The sequence below is a fragment of the Clostridium sp. AF34-10BH genome, from assembly GCF_003478095.1.
Taxonomy (GTDB): Bacteria; Bacillota; Clostridia; order Lachnospirales; family Lachnospiraceae; genus Acetatifactor; species Acetatifactor acetigignens.
Genome location: NZ_QUEC01000017.1, coordinates 57,583 through 83,860, shown reverse-complemented (window position 1 = coordinate 83,860; position 26,278 = coordinate 57,583). Strand labels below are relative to the sequence as shown.

At 42.8% G+C, this 26,278-nt stretch carries 27 protein-coding genes; 23 read left to right on the top strand and 4 right to left on the bottom strand.

All coding sequences use genetic code 11. The annotated features are described in order from the left end of the window. The first annotated feature begins 200 nt into the window (after positions 1-200). From DWZ61_RS12090 to DWZ61_RS12075, 4 genes are all read left to right on the top strand, one after another. Positions 201-419 carry a cation transporter gene (locus DWZ61_RS12090; RefSeq protein ID WP_117467562.1) on the top strand — a complete coding sequence of 73 codons (219 nt, stop codon included), beginning with the start codon at positions 201-203 and terminating at the stop codon, positions 417-419. Between the two features lie 24 nt (positions 420-443). Further along, positions 444-2,315, top strand: a complete 1,872-nt coding sequence (locus DWZ61_RS12085; RefSeq protein ID WP_117467564.1) for a heavy metal translocating P-type ATPase — start codon at positions 444-446, stop codon at positions 2,313-2,315. Positions 2,316-2,378: 63 nt separating this feature from the next. After that, a complete protein-coding gene (locus tag DWZ61_RS12080; RefSeq protein ID WP_117467566.1) occupies positions 2,379-3,098 on the top strand; it encodes a hypothetical protein in 720 nt (239 codons plus the stop codon). A 275-nt stretch (positions 3,099-3,373) separates the two neighbouring features. Continuing rightward, complete coding sequence (locus DWZ61_RS12075; protein ID WP_117467568.1) at positions 3,374-3,610, top strand: Lrp/AsnC ligand binding domain-containing protein; 237 nt, start codon at positions 3,374-3,376, stop codon at positions 3,608-3,610. On the opposite strand, the gene DWZ61_RS12070 is transcribed toward DWZ61_RS12075, so the two are convergent. Continuing rightward, positions 3,611-5,338, bottom strand: a complete 1,728-nt coding sequence (locus tag DWZ61_RS12070) for a S8 family peptidase (protein ID WP_182427068.1) — start codon at positions 5,336-5,338, stop codon at positions 3,611-3,613. It lies immediately after the preceding gene. Between the two features lie 161 nt (positions 5,339-5,499). On the opposite strand from DWZ61_RS12070, the gene DWZ61_RS12065 reads away from it, so the two are divergent. Continuing rightward, positions 5,500-6,411, top strand: coding sequence for a polysaccharide deacetylase family protein (locus tag DWZ61_RS12065; RefSeq protein ID WP_243026399.1), 912 nt, complete (start codon positions 5,500-5,502; stop codon positions 6,409-6,411). Positions 6,412-6,474: 63 nt separating this feature from the next. Further along, complete coding sequence (gene guaA / locus DWZ61_RS12060) at positions 6,475-8,019, top strand: glutamine-hydrolyzing GMP synthase (protein WP_118538730.1); 1,545 nt, start codon at positions 6,475-6,477, stop codon at positions 8,017-8,019. A 292-nt stretch (positions 8,020-8,311) separates the two neighbouring features. On the opposite strand, the gene DWZ61_RS12055 is transcribed toward guaA, so the two are convergent. Further along, positions 8,312-8,842, bottom strand: a complete 531-nt coding sequence (locus DWZ61_RS12055; RefSeq protein WP_009247529.1) for a helix-turn-helix transcriptional regulator — start codon at positions 8,840-8,842, stop codon at positions 8,312-8,314. 448 nt (positions 8,843-9,290) lie between these two features. Between DWZ61_RS12055 and DWZ61_RS12050 the strand changes: the two genes are divergently transcribed. From DWZ61_RS12050 to DWZ61_RS12015, 8 genes are all read left to right on the top strand, one after another. Further along, positions 9,291-9,479 carry a transcriptional regulator gene (locus tag DWZ61_RS12050; protein WP_009247528.1) on the top strand — a complete coding sequence of 63 codons (189 nt, stop codon included), beginning with the start codon at positions 9,291-9,293 and terminating at the stop codon, positions 9,477-9,479. Beyond that, complete coding sequence (locus DWZ61_RS12045; RefSeq protein ID WP_009247527.1) at positions 9,480-10,571, top strand: site-specific integrase; 1,092 nt, start codon at positions 9,480-9,482, stop codon at positions 10,569-10,571. Continuing rightward, the gene (locus DWZ61_RS12040; RefSeq protein ID WP_009247526.1) at positions 10,561-10,896 is read left to right on the top strand and encodes a hypothetical protein; all 336 of its coding nucleotides are present in this window, start codon (positions 10,561-10,563) and stop codon (positions 10,894-10,896) included. Before DWZ61_RS12045 ends, DWZ61_RS12040 begins: the two co-directional genes overlap by 11 nt. Next, positions 10,886-12,040, top strand: a complete 1,155-nt coding sequence (locus DWZ61_RS12035; RefSeq protein WP_009247525.1) for an AAA family ATPase — start codon at positions 10,886-10,888, stop codon at positions 12,038-12,040. The genes DWZ61_RS12040 and DWZ61_RS12035 overlap by 11 nt, the downstream gene beginning before the upstream one ends. A gap of 334 nt (positions 12,041-12,374) precedes the next feature. Continuing rightward, on the top strand, positions 12,375-13,535 hold the full coding sequence (locus DWZ61_RS12030) for a plasmid recombination protein (protein ID WP_009247524.1): 1,161 nt from the start codon (positions 12,375-12,377) through the stop codon (positions 13,533-13,535). 26 nt (positions 13,536-13,561) lie between these two features. Further along, positions 13,562-13,939 carry a TnpV protein gene (locus DWZ61_RS12025; protein ID WP_009247523.1) on the top strand — a complete coding sequence of 126 codons (378 nt, stop codon included), beginning with the start codon at positions 13,562-13,564 and terminating at the stop codon, positions 13,937-13,939. Positions 13,940-14,392: 453 nt separating this feature from the next. Beyond that, complete coding sequence (locus tag DWZ61_RS12020; RefSeq protein ID WP_009247522.1) at positions 14,393-15,937, top strand: ATP-binding cassette domain-containing protein; 1,545 nt, start codon at positions 14,393-14,395, stop codon at positions 15,935-15,937. An 84-nt stretch (positions 15,938-16,021) separates the two neighbouring features. Beyond that, positions 16,022-16,519, top strand: a complete 498-nt coding sequence (locus tag DWZ61_RS12015; RefSeq protein ID WP_009247521.1) for an aminoglycoside nucleotidyltransferase — start codon at positions 16,022-16,024, stop codon at positions 16,517-16,519. A 317-nt stretch (positions 16,520-16,836) separates the two neighbouring features. On the opposite strand, the gene DWZ61_RS12010 is transcribed toward DWZ61_RS12015, so the two are convergent. Together DWZ61_RS12010 and DWZ61_RS12005 are read right to left on the bottom strand one after the other, a co-directional pair. Next, positions 16,837-18,405 carry a hypothetical protein gene (locus DWZ61_RS12010; RefSeq protein ID WP_118538728.1) on the bottom strand — a complete coding sequence of 523 codons (1,569 nt, stop codon included), beginning with the start codon at positions 18,403-18,405 and terminating at the stop codon, positions 16,837-16,839. 40 nt (positions 18,406-18,445) lie between these two features. Further along, on the bottom strand, positions 18,446-18,991 hold the full coding sequence (locus DWZ61_RS12005) for a helix-turn-helix transcriptional regulator (protein ID WP_118538726.1): 546 nt from the start codon (positions 18,989-18,991) through the stop codon (positions 18,446-18,448). A gap of 168 nt (positions 18,992-19,159) precedes the next feature. Here DWZ61_RS12005 and DWZ61_RS12000 point away from each other — a divergent pair, with 168 nt between their 5' ends. From DWZ61_RS12000 to DWZ61_RS11960, 9 genes are all read left to right on the top strand, one after another. Then, positions 19,160-19,354, top strand: a complete 195-nt coding sequence (locus DWZ61_RS12000; protein ID WP_055193847.1) for a hypothetical protein — start codon at positions 19,160-19,162, stop codon at positions 19,352-19,354. Then, positions 19,351-20,430: a site-specific integrase gene (locus DWZ61_RS11995; RefSeq protein ID WP_118538724.1), complete on the top strand. Its 1,080-nt coding sequence runs from the start codon at positions 19,351-19,353 to the stop codon at positions 20,428-20,430. The genes DWZ61_RS12000 and DWZ61_RS11995 overlap by 4 nt, the downstream gene beginning before the upstream one ends. Further along, positions 20,420-20,743 (top strand): hypothetical protein, encoded by a 324-nt coding sequence (locus DWZ61_RS11990; RefSeq protein WP_243026398.1) that lies wholly within the window; start codon positions 20,420-20,422, stop codon positions 20,741-20,743. Before DWZ61_RS11995 ends, DWZ61_RS11990 begins: the two co-directional genes overlap by 11 nt. Before the next feature lie 77 nt (positions 20,744-20,820). Beyond that, complete coding sequence (locus DWZ61_RS11985; RefSeq protein ID WP_182427066.1) at positions 20,821-21,459, top strand: CHC2 zinc finger domain-containing protein; 639 nt, start codon at positions 20,821-20,823, stop codon at positions 21,457-21,459. A gap of 85 nt (positions 21,460-21,544) precedes the next feature. After that, positions 21,545-22,759 (top strand): virulence-associated E family protein, encoded by a 1,215-nt coding sequence (locus DWZ61_RS11980; RefSeq protein ID WP_347475440.1) that lies wholly within the window; start codon positions 21,545-21,547, stop codon positions 22,757-22,759. Positions 22,760-22,937: 178 nt separating this feature from the next. After that, a complete protein-coding gene (locus tag DWZ61_RS11975; RefSeq protein WP_118538718.1) occupies positions 22,938-23,879 on the top strand; it encodes a ParM/StbA family protein in 942 nt (313 codons plus the stop codon). Between the two features lie 5 nt (positions 23,880-23,884). After that, on the top strand, positions 23,885-24,256 hold the full coding sequence (locus DWZ61_RS11970) for a hypothetical protein (protein ID WP_147354715.1): 372 nt from the start codon (positions 23,885-23,887) through the stop codon (positions 24,254-24,256). Positions 24,257-24,672: 416 nt separating this feature from the next. Then, positions 24,673-25,878: a plasmid recombination protein gene (locus DWZ61_RS11965; RefSeq protein ID WP_243026397.1), complete on the top strand. Its 1,206-nt coding sequence runs from the start codon at positions 24,673-24,675 to the stop codon at positions 25,876-25,878. Positions 25,879-25,900: 22 nt separating this feature from the next. Further along, positions 25,901-26,251 (top strand): TnpV protein, encoded by a 351-nt coding sequence (locus DWZ61_RS11960; RefSeq protein ID WP_118538712.1) that lies wholly within the window; start codon positions 25,901-25,903, stop codon positions 26,249-26,251. Positions 26,252-26,278: the final 27 nt, after the last annotated feature.

Sequence of the window (26,278 nt, the reverse complement as noted above, 5' to 3'; positions counted from 1 at the left end):
TGCCAAGGGCTACGGGGATTTGATAGCATTTCTTTACTAACTCTCAATTTACAAAACATTTAAAAACAGTATTGACTTTTTCCAGGCATATGGTAATATAAACATATGAACAGTGGTTCATATGAATGAATATTAAAACTAAATGCAAATCATTAGCAACTAAACAAAAAATGCGAATGGAGAAAGAGGAGGATATTACCATGAAGAAAACTTACAAGATCGAAGTAGACTGTGCAGCTTGTGCTCTGAAGATGGAGGATGCAGCGAAGAAGGTAGAGGGTGTTACCGATGCAACCGTCAGCTTCATGACCCAGAAGATGAAGGTGGAATTTGCCGATGGCAGCGATGAGAAGGCCGTTATGGAGAACGTGGTAAAAGCCTGCAAGAGAGTAGAGGATGACTGCGAGATCTATTTATAGGATGCTCTCGGAAAAGAGGAAGCTATGACTAAGAAACAGAAAAAAGTACTGGTCCGCATCATTGTGGCGGCAGTACTGTTAATTATTTTGCATTTTGTACCTCTGGAAGGGATCTGGCTGGGACTGCTGTACCTGATTCCTTATGCGGTGATCGGCTATGATATTCTCAGAAAAGCCGTTCTGGGCATTATGCACGGTGAAGTGTTTGATGAGAATTTCCTGATGGCGGTAGCTACCGTAGGTGCCATGGGACTGGGAGAGTATTCCGAAGGCGTGGCCGTTATGCTGTTCTACCAGATCGGTGAACTGTTCCAGGCGGTAGCTGTGGGCAAGAGCCGTCAGAACATCAGCGCCCTGATGGATATCCGCCCGGATTATGCCAACATTGAGGCAGAGGACGGCAGCTTAGAGCAGGTAGATCCCGATGATGTAGAGATCGGAACCGTGATTGTGGTACGTCCCGGTGAAAAGGTTCCTATCGATGGTGTGGTAGTGGAAGGTACATCCACACTGAATACCAGTGCCCTGACCGGTGAAAGCGTCCCCAGAGAGATCACAGTGGATCAGGATGTGATCAGCGGCTGTGTGAACCTGACCGGATTACTTAAGATCCGTACCACCAAGGAATTTGGAGAATCCACCGTATCCAAGATTCTGGATCTGGTAGAGAATTCCAGTATGAAGAAGTCCAAGTCTGAGAACTTTATTACGAAGTTCGCAAGATATTATACCCCGGCAGTCTGCTACAGTGCTCTGGCACTGGCCATCCTGCCTCCTGTGATCAACCTGATCATGGGCAATCCGGCAGCCTGGAGCACGTGGATCATTCGTGCCCTGACTTTCCTGGTAATCAGCTGCCCTTGTGCACTGGTCATTTCCATTCCCCTTTCTTTCTTCGGAGGAATCGGAGCAGCAAGTGCCTGTGGTATTCTGGTGAAGGGGTCCAATTATCTGGAAGCGCTGTCTGAGACCAAATATGTGGTATTTGACAAGACCGGTACTCTGACCAAGGGTGTATTCGATGTGACGGGTATTTACCCCGGCAGAGATTTCACAGAGGATGAACTGCTTGAGTATGCTGCATATGCGGAGAGCTATTCCAACCATCCCATCAGCAAGAGCCTGAAGATTTCTTACGGCAAGGAGCTGGAGGCGTCCAACGTCAGTGATGTGGAAGAAATCAGCGGACACGGCGTTACTGCCAAAGTAAATGGCAAGCAGGTAGCGGCCGGTAATGCGAAACTGATGAAGAGCCTGAATCTGTCCTATACGGAAAATACCGGTGTCGGTACAGTGGTACATGTAGCGGTAGACGGAAAATATGCCGGATACATCCTGATCTCTGATGTGATCAAGGATGGTGCGAAGGAAGCCATTGCATCTCTGAAGAATTCCGGTGTGAAGAAATGCGTTATGCTGACCGGTGACAGCAAAACAGTTGCAGAACATGTGGCCGGTGAGTTAAAATTGGATGAGGTACACAGTGAACTGCTTCCCGCAGACAAGGTAAGCTGCGTGGAGAAGCTGTTGCAGGACAAGAGCGAGAAGGAAAAACTGGCATTCGTGGGTGACGGTATCAACGATGCACCGGTACTTTCCCGTGCGGATATCGGTATCGCCATGGGAGCCCTTGGCTCAGATGCGGCCATTGAGGCAGCGGATGTGGTTCTGATGGATGACAATCCTGCCAAGATCGCTCTGGCTATGCGGATTTCCCGGAAATGTCTGCGCATCGTTTACGAGAACATCGTATTTGCGCTGGCAGTTAAGGCCATCTGCCTGATCCTGGGTGCGCTGGGTATCGCCAACATGTGGGTTGCTATCTTCGCAGACGTAGGAGTTATGGTACTGGCTGTGCTCAATGCCATCAGATGCCTGCGCATTAAAAACAATTAACCGGATGCAGGCAAAATATGCCTGCGTCATGAGATCACCGGTATTCCGGGAGAACAGGTGGACATGCAGACTTTTTTTTCAGAAATTACAGCACTGTGCAGGGATGAACAATTCCTGTACAGTGTTATGAAAAAATATCATTATGATCCGGAAGAATATCCCAATCTGAAGAGGCTGGCAGGTGAGATGATCCCCTGCCTGGAGACAGAAGCGGGATGGCAGGACAGAGAAATCCAAGAGACTTTTCCCGGGAGGGATCAGTCTTTTTTGGCTGTAGGCATTACTCTGGGAAAAGGGATCGATGCACTGCAGGAAAAGTATTTGCAGAACGGATTTCTGACAGAGAGTTATATGATCGAAGTACTGTCCAGTGAATTATTATTAGAAAGCTACCGGGCTTATACAGAGTGGCTGGTTGTGCATCGGAATCTGCATGTTGCCAGACTGCATTTTTTAGGTGGGGAGATTTCTGAGACTTCAGAACAAAAAATAAGCAGTCTGCTGCGGCTGGCGAACCTTCCCATGCTTCTGCAGGAGCTTGCATTGCCGGTTACCTGTAATGCAGCGTATTGTATGATCCCGAAGAAAAGTGTGGTATTTTATGCGGAACTGACAAAGGATCCTTTTACCAAATGTGCCGGAATCTGTCTGGGGTGCGGCAGGAGAGACTGCCCGAACCGCATGGAGGAAAAGGAGAATTTCCCTCTGCGGTTTGCGGACATGACGGACCGTCCGCTGTCCTATGGGTATGCCAGAATTTTTTCCAAAGCGGATGTAAAATAGGCTTATAGCGTACAAATCGGCAGAAAGTATTGTCCGAAATATTAAAATTCTGATAAGATTTATCAGACGACTTGTAAGTATAGAAAGAATATGGTATGATGCAATCACTTTCAAAGAGGAAAGATATCGTGTGTACGGTGTCTTTCCTCTTTTTATGTATACAATGAGTCAAACACGGATTTGTGCCTGCACAGGAGGCTGTATTTGACGAAGATACATCATCAAGCGTTTTTTATTCGGTGATCAAGTAAAAGATTTGAGAAGAGAGGTGGCTTATGGAGGTATTTTTAGAGGTAACGGTACAGCATAAAAAATATCATGCGGGATTTATGGAAAGAATGCGACAGCAACCGGAAGTCACATCCTGCTATCAGGTAGAGGGGGAATATGATTTCCTCGTAAAAGCGGATGTGACCTCGGAAAAGGAACTGGAAAAACTGGAGCGCGGCGTGCGTAAGATTAACGGTGTCTGCAGTGTGCAGCCGGTCTATGCCCTGCAGGAGATCATATAGTCATACCCGGAGCAGGGCATTGAAGGTCTCCTCTAAATTCAGCCTGCCGTAGCCCCATTCCCGGTTGGGGTAGTTCAGACCCTGTGTACGCACGGCACCGCGTATGAAATAACTGCGGATCTCCCGGCTTTCCGCCAGCCGGTTATTGCCTTCAATGACTGACCATTGGAAAAACTGAGCCACAGCTCCGGCAGTGATAGCGGCAGCCATGCTGCTTCCCGTACGGCGTCCGTCAATGGTAGAGATATTGACTCCGGGAGCGGATAAGTCCGGCCGGATCTGCCCGGTGCGCCCAAAGCCTCTGCCGGATTCTGCGTAAAAACTGTTGTTTTCTGCGTTGTAAGTAGAAACGCTCAGAACCTCCGGAGCCATCGATGGCTCGGTCAGAGTCATGTCGGGATCCGGATTGAGAAAATATACCGGAGTAGACAGAAATTCTGTGATAGGCAGCCACATGTGAAAATTACCGTTATATAAACTACCGGAAGCAGAGACACGAAAGGTCCAGATACCGGGGGTAGGATCCTGGATGCGTACAAGGATCAGTTCTTCGCCGGAATTTTCTTCCACAAGAGCAGAGTCGATAGTGACTCTGCTTTTTTCGTAGATAAAGGAATAGGTCACGCTTTGCTGCAACCCAAGGCGCAGTTCGGGAATATTTTCCCCACCGGGAGTGCGGATGTTCAGATTAAAAGCATCCGGCAGAGCACCCCAAAGCTCCAGCCAGAATCCGATACAGCCTTCACTGACCCGGATCTCCACATCACGGGAAGATTCCTCCGATGTCTGAGTGCTTAATCTTCCATGGTAATGGTGGGAGGCGTTCCCTTCATTTCCCCCGCAGACGATGGCGGCACGGCTCCTGCGGACAGCGAGGGAAGAGAGATACCGTGACAGGGAGGAATTGCCCGCGTGATCTCCCTGGTTGGTTCCCAGACCCAGACAGATGACTACCGGACGCTCGAAGAGCCGAACGAAGGATTCCGCGTATTTGATGCCCAGCATAATATCATTTTCCTGATAGGCGGGAACACCCTCGGGCACCAGATAAAAGCTGCGCAGATATTGCTTACATTCCTTGAGCTTCACCACGACGATGTCGGCACCCGGTGCAGCACCGATATAAGGATTGCCTTGTCTGACGACACTGCCGGCTGCGACTCCGGCGAGGATACTGCCGTGTCCGTTTTCGTCCCTGGAGGGAACGATGGAATAAGGATCCTCGGAACGCAACGCCAGGTTAATATCCTCTCTGCGGTATTCAGAACCATATTTTAACCCATCAGGGGGCGCTCCGGTCTGAACCGTCTGATCCCAGATCGCCAGGATGCGGCTATTGCCGTTCTCGTCCAGAAACACAGGATTTTGGTAATCAATCCCGGTATCGATAAAACACAGGATCACACCCTGCCCCGTGAGACTTAGGGGCGGACGCTGTACCTGGGTGATCCCACTGGCGATCAGGTCTGCCGGATCAAAGGGAGCGACACCGGGTGGCGTCTCACCGGAGGGAGATAGCTGCATGAGCCCATAAAGCTTCGGCATATTGTGATAGGGGAAAAAATCAATTTTCGGATTGCGGATTCCCAGATTGCCCAGATACAAAATCAAAAAATCTTCTCCGATGCGTTCATAACAATTATTGTCATCTCCCAGAAATTCCGATGCGGAAAAGTCTGTGATAATGTCATAAGTGTCCTCTGACAGGATCATTTCTTTGCAGTCCATGGGCGGTGCTCCGAAGAATTCATTTTTATAATATATACAACAGGTGATCTCTCCGTGCATTTCCGCAGAACTGATCCGTGGCATAAGGGAAAAGCTGTATCACATAGAATATTGTGAATATCAGGAAAAAGAAGGTAGAAATACCGGCAGGGGATCGTACGATGTGGGAACAGTCTATTTTCACAAAAGTATGGGAATTCGGAAAAGATGGAGCGGCAATGGTGAAGAAGCATTGTAAGAACGGGTTGATGCTGTGTGTTTTTTTGCTGGCAATGTTTTTCCTCGGAAGAAGCATTGGGGCCATTGCTTTCGGACTGCATCTTCAGCGGGAGATGAGCATCCGGGAGACGGCGGGGAGTGCATTGGAGAATACGCAGGAGGTACTTTCAGCAGAGAACTGGGGACTGGGATTCGGAACGGAAGGAACGCAGCCCACCGGCACGGCATCTGCGGAAGAACTAAAAGAGTACAATGCCTATTATGTAGGAGATGCGGAGGAGAAAAAGATATATCTCACTTTTGATTGCGGCTATGAGAACGGTAATAGTTCCGCTATATTGGATGCATTGAAAATGCATAATGCACCGGCGACCTTTTTTGTGGTAGGACATTTTCTGGAGTCGGCGCCGGAGATGGTGAAGCGCATGGTGGAGGACGGACATACTGTGGGAAACCATACCTATCATCATTATGACATGTCGAAAATTTCTGATCCGGCGGTTTTCCGGAAGGAAATGGATGACGTGAGAACTCTTTTTCAGGAGACCACCGGAACGGAGATGGCGATGTACTACCGGCCGCCCCGGGGAAAATACAGTGAGACGAATCTGCAGATGGCAAAGGATCTGGGGTATTCCACTTTTTTCTGGAGTCTGGCATATGTGGACTGGAACGTGGATGCCCAGCCCAGCCACGAGGAAGCTTTTTCCAAACTGACAGGCAGGATCCACCCCGGAGCGGTGGTGCTGTTACATAATACCTCGAAGACCAATGGGGAGATTCTGGATGAACTGCTCACAAAATGGGAAGAAATGGGTTATACCTTCGGAAAATTGGAAGAACTGGTGCAGTAGGGTTTGACTTCCCCTGCACCATACCCTATAATAGAGGACAGAAAAATATACTGGAGGACAACCATGGAAAAAGAACTGGTAGTTGTCATTGATTTTGGCGGACAGTACAATCAGCTGGTCGCCAGAAGAGTCAGAGAATGCAATGTATATTGCGAAATCTACTCTTACAAGACAGACTTGAATAAGATAAAAGCGATGAATCCCAAGGGAATCATCCTGACCGGCGGCCCCGCAAGCTGCTATGAATCCGGTGCGGCTACCTGCTCCGAGGATCTGTTTCACTTAGGAGTTCCTGTGCTGGGACTCTGTTACGGCGCACAGCTGATGACCCATGTGCTGGGTGGTAAGGTAGAGCGTGCAGCCGTTCGGGAATACGGTAAGACTGAGGTGAAGGTAGACCGCAGTTCCAAGCTGTTTTCCGATGTATCCGAGAATACGATCTGTTGGATGAGCCATTTCGACTATATCTCCAAGCTGGCTCCCGGCTTCCGTGCCGTGGCCACCACCGCCAACTGCCCCGTGGCAGCAGCAGAGTGTGTAGAGCGCGGACTGTATGCAATCCAGTTCCATCCGGAAGTACTTCACACCGTGGAAGGCTCCAAGATGCTGTATAATTTCGTACGCAACATCTGTGGATGCTGCGGTGACTGGAAGATGGATTCTTTCGTGGAAGAATCTATAAAGGCAATCCGTGAGAAGGTTGGCAACGGTAAGGTTCTCTGTGCATTGTCCGGCGGTGTGGATTCCTCTGTGGCAGCAGTACTGTTATCCAAGGCAGTCGGCGAGCAGTTGACCTGTGTCTTTGTAGATCACGGCCTGCTCCGTAAGAATGAGGGCGATGAGGTAGAAGCAGTCTTCGGTCCTAACGGTAATTATGACTTGCACTTTATCCGTGTGAATGCGCAGGAACGTTTCTACAGCAAACTGGCAGGTGTATCCGAACCGGAGCATAAGAGAAAGATCATCGGCGAAGAGTTCATCCGCGTCTTCGAGGAAGAGGCGAAGAAGATCGGTGCCGTGGATTTCCTGGTACAGGGAACCATTTATCCCGACGTGGTAGAGAGTGGACTGGGCGGCGAATCCGCAGTGATCAAGTCCCATCACAACGTAGGCGGCCTGCCCGACTATGTAGATTTCAAGGAGATCATCGAGCCTCTGCGCAACCTGTTCAAGGATGAGGTCCGTAAGGTAGGACTGGAGCTTGGTATCCCGGAGCACCTGGTATTCCGTCAGCCGTTCCCCGGTCCCGGACTGGGTATCCGTATCATCGGCGAAGTAACCGCCGAGAAGGTCAAGATCGTACAGGATGCAGATGCCATCTACCGCGAGGAAATCGCTAACGCAGGTCTGGATCGCGAGATCAACCAGTACTTCGCAGCCCTGACCAATATGAGATCCGTAGGCGTTATGGGGGATGAGAGAACCTATGATTACGCCATCGCACTGAGAGCCGTGAAGACGATCGACTTCATGACCGCAGAGAGTGCACAGATCCCTTATGAAGTATTACAGAAGGTGACCAGTAGGATCATCAATGAGGTGAGCCATGTGAACCGAGTAATGTATGATATTACCAGTAAGCCGCCCGGAACGATTGAGTTTGAATAAATCGAGTTGCTTAAAAAAGCCAGTGTTTATGCGGGTTTCAGCGATTTCGATTAGTCTTTTGATAACAAATTGATAACAGTCATAGCAAGTGCCATTATTCTTGTTATCCAGTGGTTTATGGGTAACGGAACAATTAACAGGTGGCTTGCAGACTAAAGTTCGGAGCTTGGCTCTGAACAAATTCCATATTATAAACTAAGCCCTTAGCTGTGGTTAATAACCATAGTTAAGGGCTTTTTTGTCGTTGCCAAAGCATCTGTAGGGAGCTGCCAGTGGCAGGTCCTGTAGGTGCTTATTTATCTTTCAAGTGGTCTTTGAATGCTTCCACGAGAGCGTCACTTAATTCCTGTGATGGAACTTTTGCCCAACGCTGTGTGGTGTCGAACTCTGGATAATGGTAACGCCAGTTATCGTATTCTTCTCTGTTGATTTCTTCGGAAGATAGCTTGTCTGCCTGTTCTTTCCAAGCATACAGCATTTTGAGGAGTTCATATGCTTCTCTGCCTTTGTCCTTGTTGACCTTTAAGCATACCTCTCCGTCTGCTTCACTGACAGTAAGACCGTAAATATCTTCAAGGGTAAACAGAGTGTGCATAAGACCGATATAGCTGTCTATGTCAGGAACATCAAGAGCCTGTGGAGAAACATCAAGCACCTGTGCCAATGCATTTGTAAGGTCTGCTTTCGGTTTGCGTGTACCAGTTTCGTACTGTGCCAAACGCACATCAGCACTCTTTTCTGGAAAACCGATTGCTGTACCGAGATACTTTTGTGTCATACCACGCATTAGTCTGAAAAAATGTATTCTTTCGCTGATAGCCATAATGATACGCTCCTTTTATATTTAGTGAAATAAGTATAGCAGAAATGTTTAGTGGAAGTCAAGAAAAACCGAAACAAAAATGTTTAATATTTTCTTTGCAACCACTTGACAATAGCAAATATGTTTAGTAAAATAAATTACGAATTAAACAAATATGCTTAATGCGACAACTGAATGACCGTCCGAAAAGCCAAACCGCCAAGACCTCGTCGGAGCAAGTTCCGTATCGTTCGCTTGTGTGCAAGCACAAAAGCTCATTCGCTGCACTGCTCCTCCTCTTCCCCAAAAGTCTCCGACTTTTCGGGAACCCCTATACGAGCGAGCGCCTGATGTACTGCGGTGCATTGGGACAGCACAGCGCCTGCCGACAAGCAGGAGTGCCTGTTGGAACTTTAACACGGAGAAAGCGGCAAGCAAAAAATTATTTTAAGAAAGGAAGAAAAAGGATATGGAAAACAGATTTATCCGAGCCGAAGATGTGGCTCAGGAACTAAACGTATCAAAACCTTATGCATATAAACTCATCAGACAATTAAATGAGGAATTGAAAGCAAAGGGCTTTATTACGATTGCAGGGCGTGTAAATCGCCAGTATTTTTACGAAAGGCTCTACGGAGCAGGAAAGGGGGAAATGTAAATGCCGGTATTTAAGAATGAAGATAACGGTACTTGGTATGTGATGGCAAGGTATGTGAACTGGAAAGGGGAACGCAAGCAGAAATGCAAGCGTGGCTTTGCTACCAAACGAGAAGCACAGGAATGGGAAAGAATGTTCAAATTGCAGACTTCTTCAGACCTTGATATGAGTTTTGAAGCCTTTACGGAGCTTTATATCAATGATGTGAAGAACCGTTTGAAGGAAAACACGTGGCTTACCAAAGAGCATATCATACGCACAAAGATACTTCCGTATTTCGGGAAACTGAAAATCAGCGAGATTTCCACAAAGGAGATTATTACTTGGCAGAATGAAATGCTTGCCTATCGTGATGAGAAGAAAAAGCCTTATTCACAGACGTATCTGAAAACGCTGCACAATCAGTTGTCCGCCATTTTCAATCACGCTGTCCGCTACTATGAACTGCGTTCCAATCCTGCGGCAAAGGTGGGAAATATGGGACGTGAGGAACACAAGGAAATGCTGTTCTGGACAAAGGAAGAATACAAGAAATTCTCTTTTGAGATGATGGACAAGCCTGTTTCCTTTTATGCGTTTGAAATGCTTTACTGGTGCGGTATCCGAGAGGGCGAGCTGTTAGCTTTGACTCCGGCAGATTTCAACTTTGATAAGGAAACAGTCACAATCAATAAATCCTATCAGCGTTTGAAAGGGCAGGATGTGATTACTTCTCCGAAAACGAAAAAGAGCAACCGCACGATTAAAATGCCGAAGTTTCTGTGTGAGGAAATGAAAGAATATCTCGGTATGCTTTACGGATTGAAGAAGAAAGACCGTATCTTTACGGTGACGAAAAGCTATCTTCATCACGAGATGGACAGAGGGGCAAAGGCGGCAGGCGTGAAGCGTATCCGCATTCACGATCTCCGTCACAGCCACATTTCACTCTTGATTGATATGGGCTTTTCTGCGGTGGCGATTGCTGACCGAGTTGGTCACGAAAGTATTGATATTACTTATCAGTACGCACACCTCTTTCCGTCAAAGCAGATTGAGATGGCAGAAAAATTAGATGATTTAGGGAAAGGAGATTTTGAAAATGTCAGCTAAGAACAGAGATAACAAAAATCGTTGGAGGAATATCACAGTAGGGTTTCGAGTATCGCCCGAAGAAAACGAACTCATTAACAGAGCTGTAGCTCTATCAGGATTGCCAAAACAGGAGTATTGTTACCGCCGTTGCTTAAATCAGGATGTGGTGGTACAGGGCAATCCGAGAGTGTATAAGGCGTTGAAAACGGAATTTGCCACAGTCCTTGCGGAACTGAAAAGGATTGAAGCAGGAAAAGGTGTGGATGATGAACTGCTGAGTGTAATAGAACTGATTTCCATTATTCTCGGCGGTTTGAAAGGAGAGGATGCGAATGGAGAATAAAAAAGAAATGACTATTCCAAATGTATCTGCGGCAACAGATGCGGAACAGTCACTTTCCAAATGTACTGACAATAGTATAGTCAATCAGGATACGGATTTCAAGGGGTACGAGCAATCTTTTGAAGAAATGCAAAGGGAAATACTCAGACAGTTAGACCCTTCCTATCTGAAAACAGTATCAATGACAACGCTGTATGATACGGTGTTTGAGGTTCAGACACCACTTATCGACGGTCTGCTCCAAAGGGGAACTTACCTTTTCGTAGGTTCCCCGAAAGTGGGAAAGAGCTTTATGATGGCACAGCTTGCCTATCATATCAGCACAGGCACACCGCTTTGGGAGTATAAGGTGCGTAAGGCAACGGTGCTTTATTTTGCCCTTGAAGATGATTACCCACGTTTGCAGAAGCGATTGTTTCAGATGTTCGGTGCAAAGGAGACAGGCAATCTGTATTTCGCAACGGAATGTAAAACGGTCAATGGCGGACTGGAAGAACAGATAAGAGGGTTTATGAGGGAACACCCAGACACAGGCTTGATTATCATAGACACCTTAAAGCGTGTGCGTGAAGCAGGCGGAGCAGATTACAGCTACGCAAGTGATTATGATGTTGTGGCAAGGCTGAAAGCGTTGGCAGACAGTTACAAGGTTTCAATGCTTATTGTTCATCATACACGCAAACAAAAATCGGAAGATATATTCGATATGATTTCAGGCACGAATGGTCTGATGGGTGCGGCAGACGGTGCATTTGTTCTCAGTAAGGACAAGCGTACTTCCAACAATGCCACACTTGATGTTGCTGGCAGAGACCAGCAGGATATGAAAATCCATCTTGTAAGGGACAGCGAGCGATTGGTGTGGAACTTTGCAAAATCGGAAACGGAGATGTGGAAAGAACCGCCCGAACCTCTGCTTGAGAAGATAGCGGATACGCTCTTTTCGGAAAGTGACAGATGGGAAGGAACTGCTTCGGAACTTTGCGAAAGGCTTGCGGTGGATATAAAGCCGAATGTACTTTCTTTAAGGCTCAGTATCAACGCAAGCAGGCTGTTTCGTGATTACGGTATCCGTTATCAGAACAGCCGCACACACGACGGAAGAAAGGTTTCACTTTGGAAAGAAACCGAGCAGACGGCGTGACAAACGGTGTCAAAGGTGTCAATGTTTTTGAGAGCAGCACGCTGTGAAAAACATTGTCACCATCGTCACACTTTGACACCGGATAAAGTTTAGGGGAGTGTGCAGAGAGTGCCTTTTCAAAGGCGGCTCTTTGGTCTCGCCTGCTGGCTCGGTCGGTTCGCAGGCGTGTGTGCCACCGGCACACGCTCACCCCTCGGAGAGCCTTCGGAGAACGCAAAACCTGTTTACAGGTCGCATTTTTGATGGGTGTACCCGTCAAAAGTGCTTTTGCGTTACTTTTGACAAAAGTAACAAAACCTGAGAATGTTGAAATTTACAGATGGGAGATGAAAAAATGCAGAGAACGATAAGTGCAATGGTCGGTAAAGGCTCGGTCAATCACAATAGCCGAAAGTTCCGAGCAGAAAATGTAGACGGAACTCGTACTCATCTCAATATCGACTACTGCAATGAAAATATAAAGACAGTTTATCACGAATTGTTTGATGAAGCATTGGAAAGATACAATGCCAAGCAGATAAGGTCAGACCGAAAGATAAAAGATTATTATGAAAAAATCCGAAGTTCCAAGCAGGAAAAACCGTTCCACGAAATCATTTTACAGGTGGGCGGTAAGGGAAATATGAACGCCGATACGGAAAACGGAGAACTGGCAAAGCAGATTTTAGATGAATACTATCAGGGTTTTCAGGAGCGAAATCCACAGCTTCGGGTGTTCTCGGCTCATCTGCATATGGATGAAGCTACACCACATCTGCACATAGATTTTGTACCTTTTACCACAGGCAGCAAGCGTGGACTTGATACAAGAGTGTCACTAAAGCAGGCTCTTGCAACGCAAGGTTTTAAGGGCGGCAGTCGTGGCGATACGGAGTGGTCGCAATGGATACAGTCCGAAAAAGAACAGCTTGCGGCGGTGATGGAACGTTATGGGATTGAGTGGGAACATTTAGGCACACACGAAAAACATCTTTCTGTTTTGGATTATAAAAAGCAGGAAAGAGAAAAAGAAGTGGCGGCATTAGGTGCGAAAATCGAGCAGAAACAGATTGAATTTGATGTGTTGTCGGAACGAGTATTGAACTATGATAAGGCAAAAGACGAGCTGTCAAATCTTGAAATAGAGCTTGATACTGCACCGAAATATCAGTTGCCAGAACCAGAGAAATTTATGACTGCAAAGGCATATAAAACCAAAATGGCAGAGCCGGTTGTAAGGAAATTGAAGCAACTTGTCAAAACGGTGCTTGCCCGCTGCTTTGAGGGGTGGGACAACTATCATAGGCTGAATACAGCGAATGCACAGTTATACCGCACCAATCAGCGTTTGGAGAAAGTCAATGAAAGATTGACCGAAGAAAACAAAATCCTAAAAGCAGAAAATAAAGATTACAGCCTGCTCCGTAAGGTTTTTGGTCGCAAACAGATAGATGATTTGTTGGAGCAGGCAAGAACAGTTAAAGGTCGCAAGCGTGATAATACACGATCACGATAGACAAAAATCACAGGAGGAAAAGGAAAATGACAAAGACAATTTTTGAAGAAATGGGCGGAACTTATAGACAGGTGGGTGATTATTTATTGCCGAACATCACAGTACCAGCCGAAGAAGAAATAGAGCCGATTGGTTTATGGGGGAAACGACATGCAAGGCATTTAAAGGAACACTATAAAGTGTTATATATGAACCTGCTGACAAGCGGAAAGCTGCATAGTTATCTTGCAGAAGTCGATAAGCAAGCAGAGGATATGTTTCTTCGACTGGTAAAGGAATATGCCGACAGACAAGATGTGACGGAACAATTAAAGAAAGATAATCCCTACGAATGGATTGGAAGAATGAATAATATTCAGGCTTGTGTGAGGGAAGTTGTAGGAACGGAGTTGATTTACACATAAGCGTTTTACGGTATGGTGCTCCTGCGTTTGCTGGAGTGCTGTGGTTGTGGTTGTAAAGAGGTTGTGAAAGATTGAATTTCGTAATGGTTGGATGTATAATTAGGAAGTGAAAATTTTAATTTGCACTTCCATAAGGTGAAATGTATTGACACAAAAAATACAGTATGATAGTATTGCCATTAGAAGAAAGAAAGGCACATTTTGTGTAAGGTGAGGAAATGATTAATAGATAATTTGATTTAAGTAAGACACATATAGTTATTGAGCCTGTAGAGAATAGGTTTGTTTTGTGTACGCTTAAGTTGGATTATCGCAAGAGGCATTTCCTTTGTTTTCCTTTTGGAAAAGAAATAAGGGGCTATTTAGCGAGTCTATTTTTGCGTATGCAAAAAAGACTCGTTTTTGTGTGTTCAAAATAATAATTGGCTCAGACTTCGAAAAGGAGAAACTTTAATGTTGCAGATAAAAAAATTAAATTTAACACATAAAAAAGACCTGAGAATAATTCTTAATGATTTCAACCTTGTGCTAAATGATGGAGATAAGGCAGTTATTATTGGAGAAGAGGGAAATGGGAAATCGACATTAATGAAGTGGATATACAATCCGTCGCTTGTAGAAAACTATATAGAAGCAGATGGGGAAAGGATAATGGGACACGAACGTCTTGGTTATCTTCCGCAGGAGATGCTCGATGAAGATAAGGAAAAAACAATATACGAATATTTTTCTGAAGAGGAAATATTCTGGGAGAAAACGCCTAAAGAATTGTCTGTTATTGCGGGAAAATTTGGAATGAAAAATGATTTTTTCTACAGTAACCAGACAATGGGTAGTCTTTCAGGAGGCGAAAAAGTCAAGACACAACTTATGAGGCTTTTCATTCGCGATGTTTCTGTGCTGTTGTTGGACGAACCTTCCAATGACATCGACATTGCGACGCTTACATTACTGGAAAAAATCATAAATGACTGGAAGCACATTGTGCTTTTTATTTCACACGATGAAACGCTGATAGAGCGTACTGCCAACATGGTGATACATATCGAGCAGATTATACGAAAAACAAAGGCGAGATATACCGTGGCAAAGCTTCCCTATAGACGCTATGTGGAAGAACGGCTTCATAAATTTGAAATCCAAAAACAGCGGGCACTGAGTGACCGTAGGGAGAAAAAGATTCGCGATGAAAAATATCAAAGAGTTATGCAGAGTGTACAAGGTGCATTAAGAAGTTGTACCAGACAAGCACCGTCTGTTGCCAAAAACTTAAAGGACAAAATGCATACGGTTAAGGCAATGGAACGAAGATTTGAAAAAGAAGATGAAAATATGACTCAGATGCCGGAACAGGAAGAAGCAATCTTTGTCAAATTAGGGGATGAAAACTCACACATTCCCGCAGGAAAAACGGTCATAGAATATGAACTTTCAAAGCTTGTGACTCCGGATGGCAAAAGAATTTTAGCAGAAGGAATTCATTTAAAAATAAAAGGTTCAGAAAAAATCTGTATGATAGGAGCCAACGGGGCAGGAAAAACGACTCTTCTAAAAAAGATAGCGGAAGAACTCCTAAATCGGAATGACATTAAAGCAGAATATATGCCTCAAACTTATGAAGACCTGCTGGATTTGGATGTTACACCGGTTGATTACCTTGATAAAACAGGAGATAAAGAAGAGCGTACAAGAATTAGAACATACCTTGGTTCACTTAAATACACACCAGATGAAATGGAGCATCCGATTCGGGAGTTATCAGGCGGACAAAAGGCGAAAGTGCTTCTCTTGAGGATGAGCTTAAGTGGTGCAAATGTTCTTATTCTGGATGAACCGACAAGAAATTTTTCACCATTGTCCGGTCCGGTAATAAGAAAAATGCTCCGAGAATTTCCGGGGGCTGTCATTAGCATTTCTCACGATAGAAAGTATATTGAAGAGGTGTGCGATAAAATATATCAGCTAAATCCTAATGGATTACAGCTAATTGGTGATTGATAACAAAAAGGATGAAAGACTGACAAATTTCAGGCTTTTAGTGAGTTGGAAAGCATACAAAGATTTGAATTTGGAGGATAGATTATGGTACGTACAGAAGATGCATGTGAAATTATAAAATATGCTTTGCAAAACGAAATTAAAGTATATTTAGATGGCGGATGGGGTGTTGATGCACTTCTTAAAAGAGAATCAAGAATACACAATGATATTGATTTGTTTGTTGAACTGAAACATTATCATGATTATATTTATGTGATTAAGCAGCATGGATTTGAGGAAGTAAATACTGATTATACAACGGATGGTCATACTGTCTGGAAAGATGATAAACAAAGAATCATTGATTTACATTGTTTTGAATTTACAGATGACGGAATTGTTTATGAGGGAGATATATTTCCATCAAAAACTTTTTCCGGTATTGGAAAAGTTGGAGATATAACTGTTTCTTGTATTGAACCATTGAGTCAGGTAATGCTTCATTTGGGATATGAACACGATAAAAATGATGTGCATGATGTGATGCTGTTGTGTGAAACATTTCAAATAGCAATACCAGATGAATATAAGGAAAAGTAAAATTTCAGTTTTGTGTTGAATCTCTAAGCAAAATAGCTTATAATTTGACATGCTACATATAGTTATTATCCACAGTTATCGAGTAGGTGTTATCAATGCCGATAACAAAATGATAACATTAGCTCGTATAGGCAGGATAATATGGATATATCAAATAATCAAAAGAACGAGAAACATTACAGAGAATAATTCCTAAACAAAAAGCGTTAGTCTTTGTAGAGTTTGAATAAAAAGGTAAATCCCTGCAAAGCCTGTATTTATGGGCTTTGTAGGGATTTTTTTAGTGTGAATGGGTACGTTTTGGGTACAAAATTTTTTTAATAATAATTAATTGATGCTTGAAAAAATTTAATTAACGGATAATGGATAGTAATTGGCATTATTGGATCAATATCAGTATCACCTTTAAACATAAATCTAGAAGTTGAACCATAGTTACCAATTATTCCTATATCGTATAAATCTTTTAATATTTCGGGTGTTTTTCGTTTAGTAACTAACTCATTCACTTCATCAAAAAAGTCTTTTTTGCTATTCAGATGATGTTGGAAATCTGAAACTGAAAAAGGCAACTGTATTCCTGTCAACGATTTTTTTATACCCTCTACTTCTTTATCACTATATTTTACCGTTAAAAATTCTTCAAATTCAATCCATGATTCTTCTGCATAAGATTTGCGTGCGGTATCAAAGCATTCTTGATCAATAACATTTTTATTTCCGTGAAGTCGTTGGATAACAGTAAAAAGTCTTATTATATCTCTTGGCTTATACCATGTCTGATCAAGTATATAATTTTGTATTTCTTTTTTGTTGTTTCCAATATATGGTATAAAATATGTTTCCCAAATATCAGGAGATGGTTCAAGCCCTAATTTAGATTCACTGAAATGTATTCTTTTTTCTAACATTTTTAATAGAGGGTGGTTTCTGATATTTCCCCCTTTTTGCTCCCATGAAATAGTAACACCAAAATCATGAATAGTTTTATTTATTTCTAGTCCTTTGGAAATTATATTTTTGTATACTTCACTACGTATTGCAGTAATTAAGAAAACATTGAAATTATGCGTTCTATTAATATCGGATAAGTACTCTATTGCAAAAATTAAATCTCGAATCAAAGTGACATCTCGCTGATATTTTTTTGTCTGTTTAAAGGCTAATTCAAGCTCATCAATGAAAATATAGATTTTATCTTCTACAGGGGTTAAAACAGAATATAGGTTTATTATTTGTTTGGCCAAAGATGTAAATGATACAGATTTTTTTTCTGAATCAACCCATTCAAATTCTAAATTGGCTTTAGCTATTTTGCTAAAATCAATTTCAAGGTTTCCACGCCTCATTTTAGGAAGTATTTTTTTAATAGTATTATCAGCTCCTAATTCGCCATAGATAGCATTAAGCAATGTATATAACTTTGTCCATGATTCAGTGTTGCGATCGAATACGCCATATTCGGTTCTCGAAAGTCTAGATACAATCACTTTGATTAGGTAAACCTGCCATGCAAGTGAACAGTCTAATGTGAAATCAGTAGGGATTTCACTATCTATTATTTCTTCGAAAGAATTATTGGGGAGAGCAGATCGTTTTATTTGGTTACGTTCTTCCTCATCTACATCTCTTTTAAAACGAATAAATTCACTAAAATTTTGGGACGGATTTTCAGAAATTATACTTTCGAGGTATTTGAGAAGCATGGTTTTACCAGTGCCTTTGTTTCCAAAGATATAATATGTTGAGCCATCAAGTAGGCGTGATATATCAATATTAGGAAACTCATAAAAAAGTCCTTTGCAAGTATCTTGTCCATATTCGAGAAATTCGTTATAACCGTCAATTTTTCCAAAATAAATATCTTTAATTTGTAAATTTTGCATATAGATTCTCCTTTGCATATTATTAAGAATTTTATAGTGATTAGAATTTAGAATTTAATCCAATCTTATCCAAGGTTTCATCATGTGTCTTCTGAATTTTCAATCTATCCTGCCACGTCTCCGATTCCGGATATATATCCATCCAAAGATTAAAGTCCGCTTCTGCCTTCAGCAGTGCTTCTCCACGTTTTTTGACATCTTTTATTCCATTGCATTTCTCGACTTCATCCATATATTTTTCATATCGTTCTAACCATGATCGCATCAGCGATAATGTTCCAAAGCTGATTCCTACCATATCATTTCCGTCTTTATCCTGATATTCAAATAATGAACCGTCATACTGGCGAAATACCTGAAACAGTCTATGCATGGCTTTTACACCATCAAAATCTGAATTTGCAAGTACTTCGGGATTGACCGCAAGTGCCTCTGCTATTTTTTCAAGGGAAGATGGTTTCGGATTTCTTCTGCCACTCTCGTAAGCACGAATATAGGCTTCGCTTGCACCAACCATTTCTCCTAATTGTCTTTGCGTTAGGTGACGTTCCTGACGGATGCGTCTTATATTTTCGCCAACTGTCATTGTGATTTCCTCCTGCTTTAAAGCTATGGATGTTTCAATATCATATATAGCATACCACACAAGATAAAAAAATAAAAGAAAAAAGATATTGACACGAAACAAATGTTACGATATTATAAAAACGAAACAAAATGATACTATGCAGAAACAAAGAAAGGAAAGAACACTATGAACGAAAAAATTTACTACAGTGCAGAAGACATTGCAAAGATGCTCGGTGTGAGCATGGGAAAATCCTACAAGATTTTACGAGAAATGAATAAGGAGCTTGCCGGAAAAGGTTTCCTTACAATCGCAGGCAAAATTCCGGTGGAGTATTTTCGTGAGAAATGGTACGGCGGAGCCAAGGAGGTGAGTGCATGAGCTGCAGTGCAAAGCGAGATCCAAACGGTACATGGCATATCCAGTATCGGTGGACAGACTGGACGGGAACCAAGAAGAAATCCCAGAAGCGAGGGTTTAAGACGAAGAAGGAAGCAGAGGAATGGTATGCGCATTTCATATTGCAGCAAACCTCTGATCCGACCATGACCTTGAATGATTTCTGGGAGATATATAAGGCAGATATGGAGAAACGACTGCGGAAAACCACCATGAAGCAGAAAGAATATGTGATGAAAGATAAAGTGCTTCCGTATTTTGGAAATACACCTATCAATGCAATCACAGCTCCTATGATACGAAAGTGGCAAGGCGAAATGATTGATAAAGGATTTAAGCCTACCTATCTGAAAACAATCAATAATCAGCTTAGTTCCATTCTCAACTATGCGGTGCGATTCTATGAATTACGCTCCAATCCATGCCACAAGGCAGGCAGTATGGGAAAAAGCAAAGCGGATGAACGCCCGTATTGGACGTTGGAAGAATTTCAGAAATTTTCAGATGCAATTATGGATAAAAGAGATTCTTGGATGGCATTTCAGATATTGTTTTGGACAGGTATGCGTATTGGAGAATTACTTGCTTTGCAGGTGAAAGATGTAAATTTCGAGGATGGAACTATCCGGGTGGATGAATCACTTACAAGGCTTGATGGAGAAGATTTGATTACAGCTCCAAAGACAGAAAGTTCGGTACGAGTGATAACTATTCATAAGGAATTGCAGGACGAGATTCGAGAATATATCAGCACATTGTATCGACCAAAACCGGGAACCAGATTATTTGCAGGAAGAACAAAGAGTTTCTTTGAGCATGAGATGGAACGCGGAATTAAGTTGTCTGGAGTTAAGAAAATCACAGTACATTGTACCAGACACAGTCATGCAAGTATGCTGGTGCAGATGGGGTTCAGTCCGATTGAGATTGCTAAGAGGCTGGGACATGGAAAGGTGACGACAACGATTGAAACCTATTGCCACCAGTCAAGGGATGCACAGGAGAAAATTGCAGACCGTCTTGGAAAAGTGGATCGAGGTGAGGAAGATGGCGTGTAAACGGGAGGATAGATTTCGGCATAATACAATCGCATTCTGGCTGAGTGATGAAGAAAAAGCAGAAGTTGAGGCAAAAATTATATTATCGGGAGTGCCGAAAGGTGAATATTATCGAAAGTCAGTTTTAGAGCAGGAAATTAAGGTAGTGTCAGGCAATTATATGTCATTTCGATTATCAAAGGTGTTAGAGCGGATATGTGAGGAACTGCATAACGAAAATTTAGAAAATGAACTGCTTTTAAGGGCATTGGTCAAAGAATTGATTGCATTACAGAAAAATGCCCCTGCTGGTAACAGGGACATTACAGAATAAAAAGGAAAAAGCCTTTCTATCCACAACAAATTTATTATAGCAAAGGCTTTCTCCGCAGGAAAGGAGAAATTTGTGATTTGAATATATTTTCAGAAGTGAAAGAGCAGCTAACCACAAGACAGGTAGCGGAAAGTTATGGACTTCGTATCCGCAAAAATGGTGTTGCCTGCTGTCCATTCCATGATGACAGACATCCAAGCATGAAGGTGGATAAAAATTATCATTGCTTTGCTTGTGGTGTGGGTGGAGATGTGATTGATTACACAGCAAGAATGTATGGATTATCCCAATACGATGCCGCAAAGAAATTGATTGAGGATTTTGGATTACATGTTCAGACAGAAGCAATGAGCAGAGAAGAAAGGCAAAGGCTTCGCAGGGAAAAAGAGGAGCGCATGCGCATTATTCAGATTAAGAAAAAATTTTCCAGATGGTGTGAGGAAACAATAGAACTGTTAAAAGATGCGATGATACAGATTGAATATAGTGGAGAGCTGCTTTATGGCAAGCCACCGGATGTAATATTTTCAGAGGATTACGCCATGATGCTTCATGCAGAACCAATCATCAATTATTGGCTGGATATTCTCTGTATGGGAAGTGAGCAGGAGAAAAAAGAGTTATTTATGCAGGGCAGAAAAGAGGTGGAGCAGGTTGCAGGAAATGTCAGAAAGTGGAGCAGATGTATCATGGGACGATGTCAGGAAAGTGCTTGAGGAGGAAAAGAGCAGTGCAGAGGATATTCAGGCTGACCTTGTAAGAAATAATAAAGGGAATATCTGCCAAAGCATTGATAATTGTATGACTGTTTTTCAGCGAGATCCTTTGTTAAAAGGTGCCATCAGAAAAAATGAACTTTCCGGGAAAATAGATATTGTTGGTGATCTTGGATGGGAAAGAACATCTTCCAGTCTGACTGATACCGATGTGTACCAGCTTCATTGGTATCTGGAAAAGCAGTATGGACTGAAAAATGAGAGGAACATCAACAAAGCCATGAATATCGCAGCCAGCGAGAACCGATATCATCCGATTCGGGAGTATCTGGAGCAGCTTGTATGGGATGGAAAGTATCGAATTGGAAGATTGCTTCCTAAATATCTGGGAGCCGAGGAGGATGCCTATACCAGAGAAATGATGCAGCTTCTCATGCTGGCGGCGATACATAGGGTATATGAGCCGGGATGTAAGTATGAAATCATGGTGTGTTTGGTGGGTGGACAAGGCGCAGGAAAGTCTACATTTTTCCGGTTCCTTGCAATCAATGATGAATGGTTCTCGGACGATCTGAAGCGCATGGATGATGATAATGTATACCGGAAAATGCAGGGGCATTGGATTATCGAAATGTCAGAGATGATGGCTACGGTTAATGCCAAGAGTATTGAAGATATCAAATCATTTATAAGCAGACAGAAAGAAACTTATAAAATTCCTTATGAAACACATCCGGAGGACAGACCAAGACAATGCGTGTTTGTTGGCACATCAAACAGCATGGATTTTTTACCATTAGACAGAACCGGCAATCGCAGATTTGCACCGATACTGGTACATCCGGACAGAGTGGAGAAGCATATTCTGGAGGACGAGAAAGAGGCAAGGAATTATATCATTCAGGCATGGGCAGAGGCAATGGAGCTGTATCGAAGCGGTCAGCATGAATTGAAATTATCCAAAGATACAGAAAATTATCTGCGCCAGATGCAGAAAGAGTTTATGCCGGAGGATGCGAAAGTCGGAATTATCCAGTTGTGGCTAAATGAACTGTCACAGGATTATGTATGCAGCATCATGATTTACAAAGAAGCATTTGACCATGAATACGATATGCCGAAGGACTGGGAATTAAAGGAAATCAATAATGTCATGAACAACAGTATTTCCGGCTGGGAGAAAATATCGTCCCACCGATTTGCAGAATATGGAATACAAAGAGGATGGCGCAGGATAGTCGATAAAGAAGAATTTCATAAATTGCCGGAACATGCAGAAATACCATTTGATAAAAAATAAGTTTTTTAATACTTGTTTACAAATTCTGTTTACAGTCTGTGTATGCGAGATAGTAAACACTATGGTTTACGGAAAAATCCAGTAAATATGCAAGGTACAGCAGTTGTAAACAATGTAAACGGGAAAAACAGCAAAAGAGTATTGCAATAACAAATGTAAACAGCAGGAGGAAAAATAGATGCAGAAATTTAATTATCAGAAAAGTAATAAAGCAACAGGGAAAATTTATGTAGGTCTGGATCATGGTTATGGAAATATCAAGACAGCACACCGGGTATTTCAGACTGGGATAGAGTGTTATGACGAGGAGCCGATTGTCAGTACCAATTATGTAAAGTATAGGGATAAATATTACGTGATTGGTGAGAGCCATCTGGTATATCAGGGCAATAAAACGGAATCGGATGATTTCTATATTCTGACACTTGCAGGACTGGCAGAGGAAATGAAGTATAGAGGATTGCATGAGGCAGATGTGGTGCTTGCAGTGGGATTACCTCTAGCATGGGTAAAGACGCAGGCAGCGGAATGGAGAAACTATCTCATGCGTGAAAAGGATCTGGATTTTTCATTCCGTAAGGAACGATACAAAGTCCATTTATGTGGCTTGGAAATCTTTCCGCAGGGACTTGCAGCAGTACATAATCAAGGCTCTATGCCGGGGATGAATATGTTGGTTGATATAGGAAACGGAACCATGAGCATTTTGGAAATTCATGATGGCAGACCGATGGAAAACAGCATCAGCACAGAAGTGTTCGGGGTACATCAGTGTATGGAAAAGATACAAAAAGAAGTATCAAAGCACAGTGGAGTGGATGTGTCGGAGATGTTGATTGAGCCGCTTTTGAGGAATGGAATCGGGGGCAGGACAGATGCAGTAGCTATGACGACCAAGCGGATTGCGGAAAACTATACAGCGGAAATTATGAAGAAACTCATAGCGCATGGATATCGGGAAGAATTGGTACACCTTTATATCATTGGTGGTGGAGGCTGTCTTTTACAAAATTTCTCTGACTTGACAGCCAAACCGGAAGTAACCGTAATCACAGATATATGTGCTAATGCAAAAGGTTATGAGGCACTTGCCATGATGAAACAGAGAATGAGAGGATGATTCAGATGCGGAAGGAATACCGCTCAAGTAACGTGCGCTTCTGTATGGATGATGAAAATCAGCGTAGAACATGGGAATATTTGCAGAGTATTACAAGAAAAGAAGGATCTTACGGGAAAATACTTTCAGACGCATTTGTTCAGATATTGGATGGAAACCATGCAATAGAACAAGAAGCATTGCAACAAAACCTTTCAGAGTGTGTAACGGAGAAGATGCTTTCCATGCAGTTATCAACGCTAAAGAGAGAGCTGCTAGAGGAAATGGAAAGTATATATGGAAATGCCATACCTGCTGCTTCACAGACCGGAGATCATAGAGATGAGATGGAACAAGAGCAGCAGGAGTGCCAGAGACAGATATGTCGAATGCAATGATGACGATGGCACTTGCAATGGGTGACTGGGTACCGGAATAGACATATCCGGTACCGTTAGCCGAAGCGAACGCTGGAAGGGGATTATCTGACGGAGTGAGCAATCTGCCATGTATTTTATGGCAGATATGCCAGCCATAAGGCTGGCAAGAGCCTCGCAGAGCCCTCGGAGAGCGACTTATGTTTTGATGCCTGCGTCAAAACTAATAAGGAGTTACTTTTGGCAAAAGTAACAAAAGAGCCAGCGGAGCTGGCGATACTTCTCGAACTGCTAATGTTCGAGAAGGTTCCTAATAAAACAGCATTTAGAGCATTGCTAGAAGAAAGAAGGTAAAAAGACTGGGAGCAAAAACAATTTCATTTCCAAAGGGAAAGGGACATCTGACACATAATAACCGAGAGTTTATCAGTAATAATGTGGTACCCGAAAGGACAGCTTGGAACCGAATTTATATACAGGAATCATTGGAACAGGCATATGAGAAATGCTTTGGGCAGGCACTTATGGAGTATAATGCAGGACAAAAGCGTAAGGATCGTAGAAAGGAAAAGTATCTGAAAGAAATAGAGAATTCCGGTAATAAGGAAAAGACATTCTATGAGAATATCGTTCAGATAGGCAAAAAGGATGACACTCCTGTGGTGGGTGCAGCTGGAAAGCTTACTGAGGAGGCAAAGGCAGCTATTGAAATATTGGAGCAGTATGCAAAAACGTTTCAAGAGCGTAATCCCAATTTGTATCTGTTTAATTGTGTTATGCACTTGGATGAAGCAACGCCACACTTGCACATTGATTATATTCCGGTTGCAAATGGCTATAAAACAGGCATGAAAACACGCAACAGTCTGACTAAGGCATTGCAGCAAATGGGATTTGCAAAGGCGGTCAGCAAAAAGGAAAATGAAACAGTTGCATGGCAACAAAGAGAGCGAGCTTATTTGACGGAACTTTGTCAGGAAAAAGGGATTGATGTCGAGGTGTTGGGCGTACAGAGAGATAATCTTACCCTGCCGGAGTATAAAGCTGCGATGCAGAAAGTGGAAAAGTTGGAGCATCAAGCGGTGAAAATAGAAGAAAATAATCAAAGGCTGGCAGAACAGGCAGAGAAACTTGCCGATCAGATCGCAAAGTTAGATGAGAAGGAAAAAGATAACAAGGAAGTGCTGAAAAAACATGATTTGAGAGCAGATACCCTAAAGACTATAGCCAAAGAAACAGAGAAAGATACGAAGAAATTGAAAAGTGCAGCGGTTCCAGTCAGCAATATTTTTGGTGGCGAAGAATATGTCAAAGTAAAGAAAAGCGACTGGGATAAAATCATAGATGCTTTTAGCAGAGCTGTATCCAGAAATAAGTTGTTGGAAAAATACGAAAAGAAGATTGTTGCACTAGAGAAAAAAGTATCAGATGTGAGTGGACTATTGGATAAAATGAAGCAGTTTATTTCCAACAGAGGATTGGGCGAAGCCTTTACAGAATTTGTGAAATCGTTGGAACCTAAAACCATGAAGGAACGTCTGGTGGAAAAGCAGAAAATTATAAAAGAACAGTCGCAACAACAATCCATGCATACACAGGAACATGGAGTGTCGAAAAAACGCAATATCAGTACCGAAATATAATTCGGAGAAGGAGAGACAGAGTATGAATATTACATACGAGAAAAATGGAGATTACTTGATACCAAACTTAATTCCTAATCCGGAGCCGGAAGGAGAATTGAGAAAGTTTGGGCTTATGAGAAAACATTATTTGAAAGAGCATCGGAGCGGCATCTATCAGACGATGCTTTTAAGCGGAAAACTAAAGGGACATTTGCTTATGATGCAGGAACAGGCAGAGACACAGTTTGATCTGCTTGTAAAGCAGATGGCAGAACAAGAGGGCGTGACGGAACATTTGAAAGAGAAAAATCAGATGCTTTGGGTGCAGAGGATGAACAATATTCGGGAGAGAGCTGAGGAGATTGTAAGAACAGAAATATTATATGGCTGATAAGAAATAGTTGGAGAGACATCAATG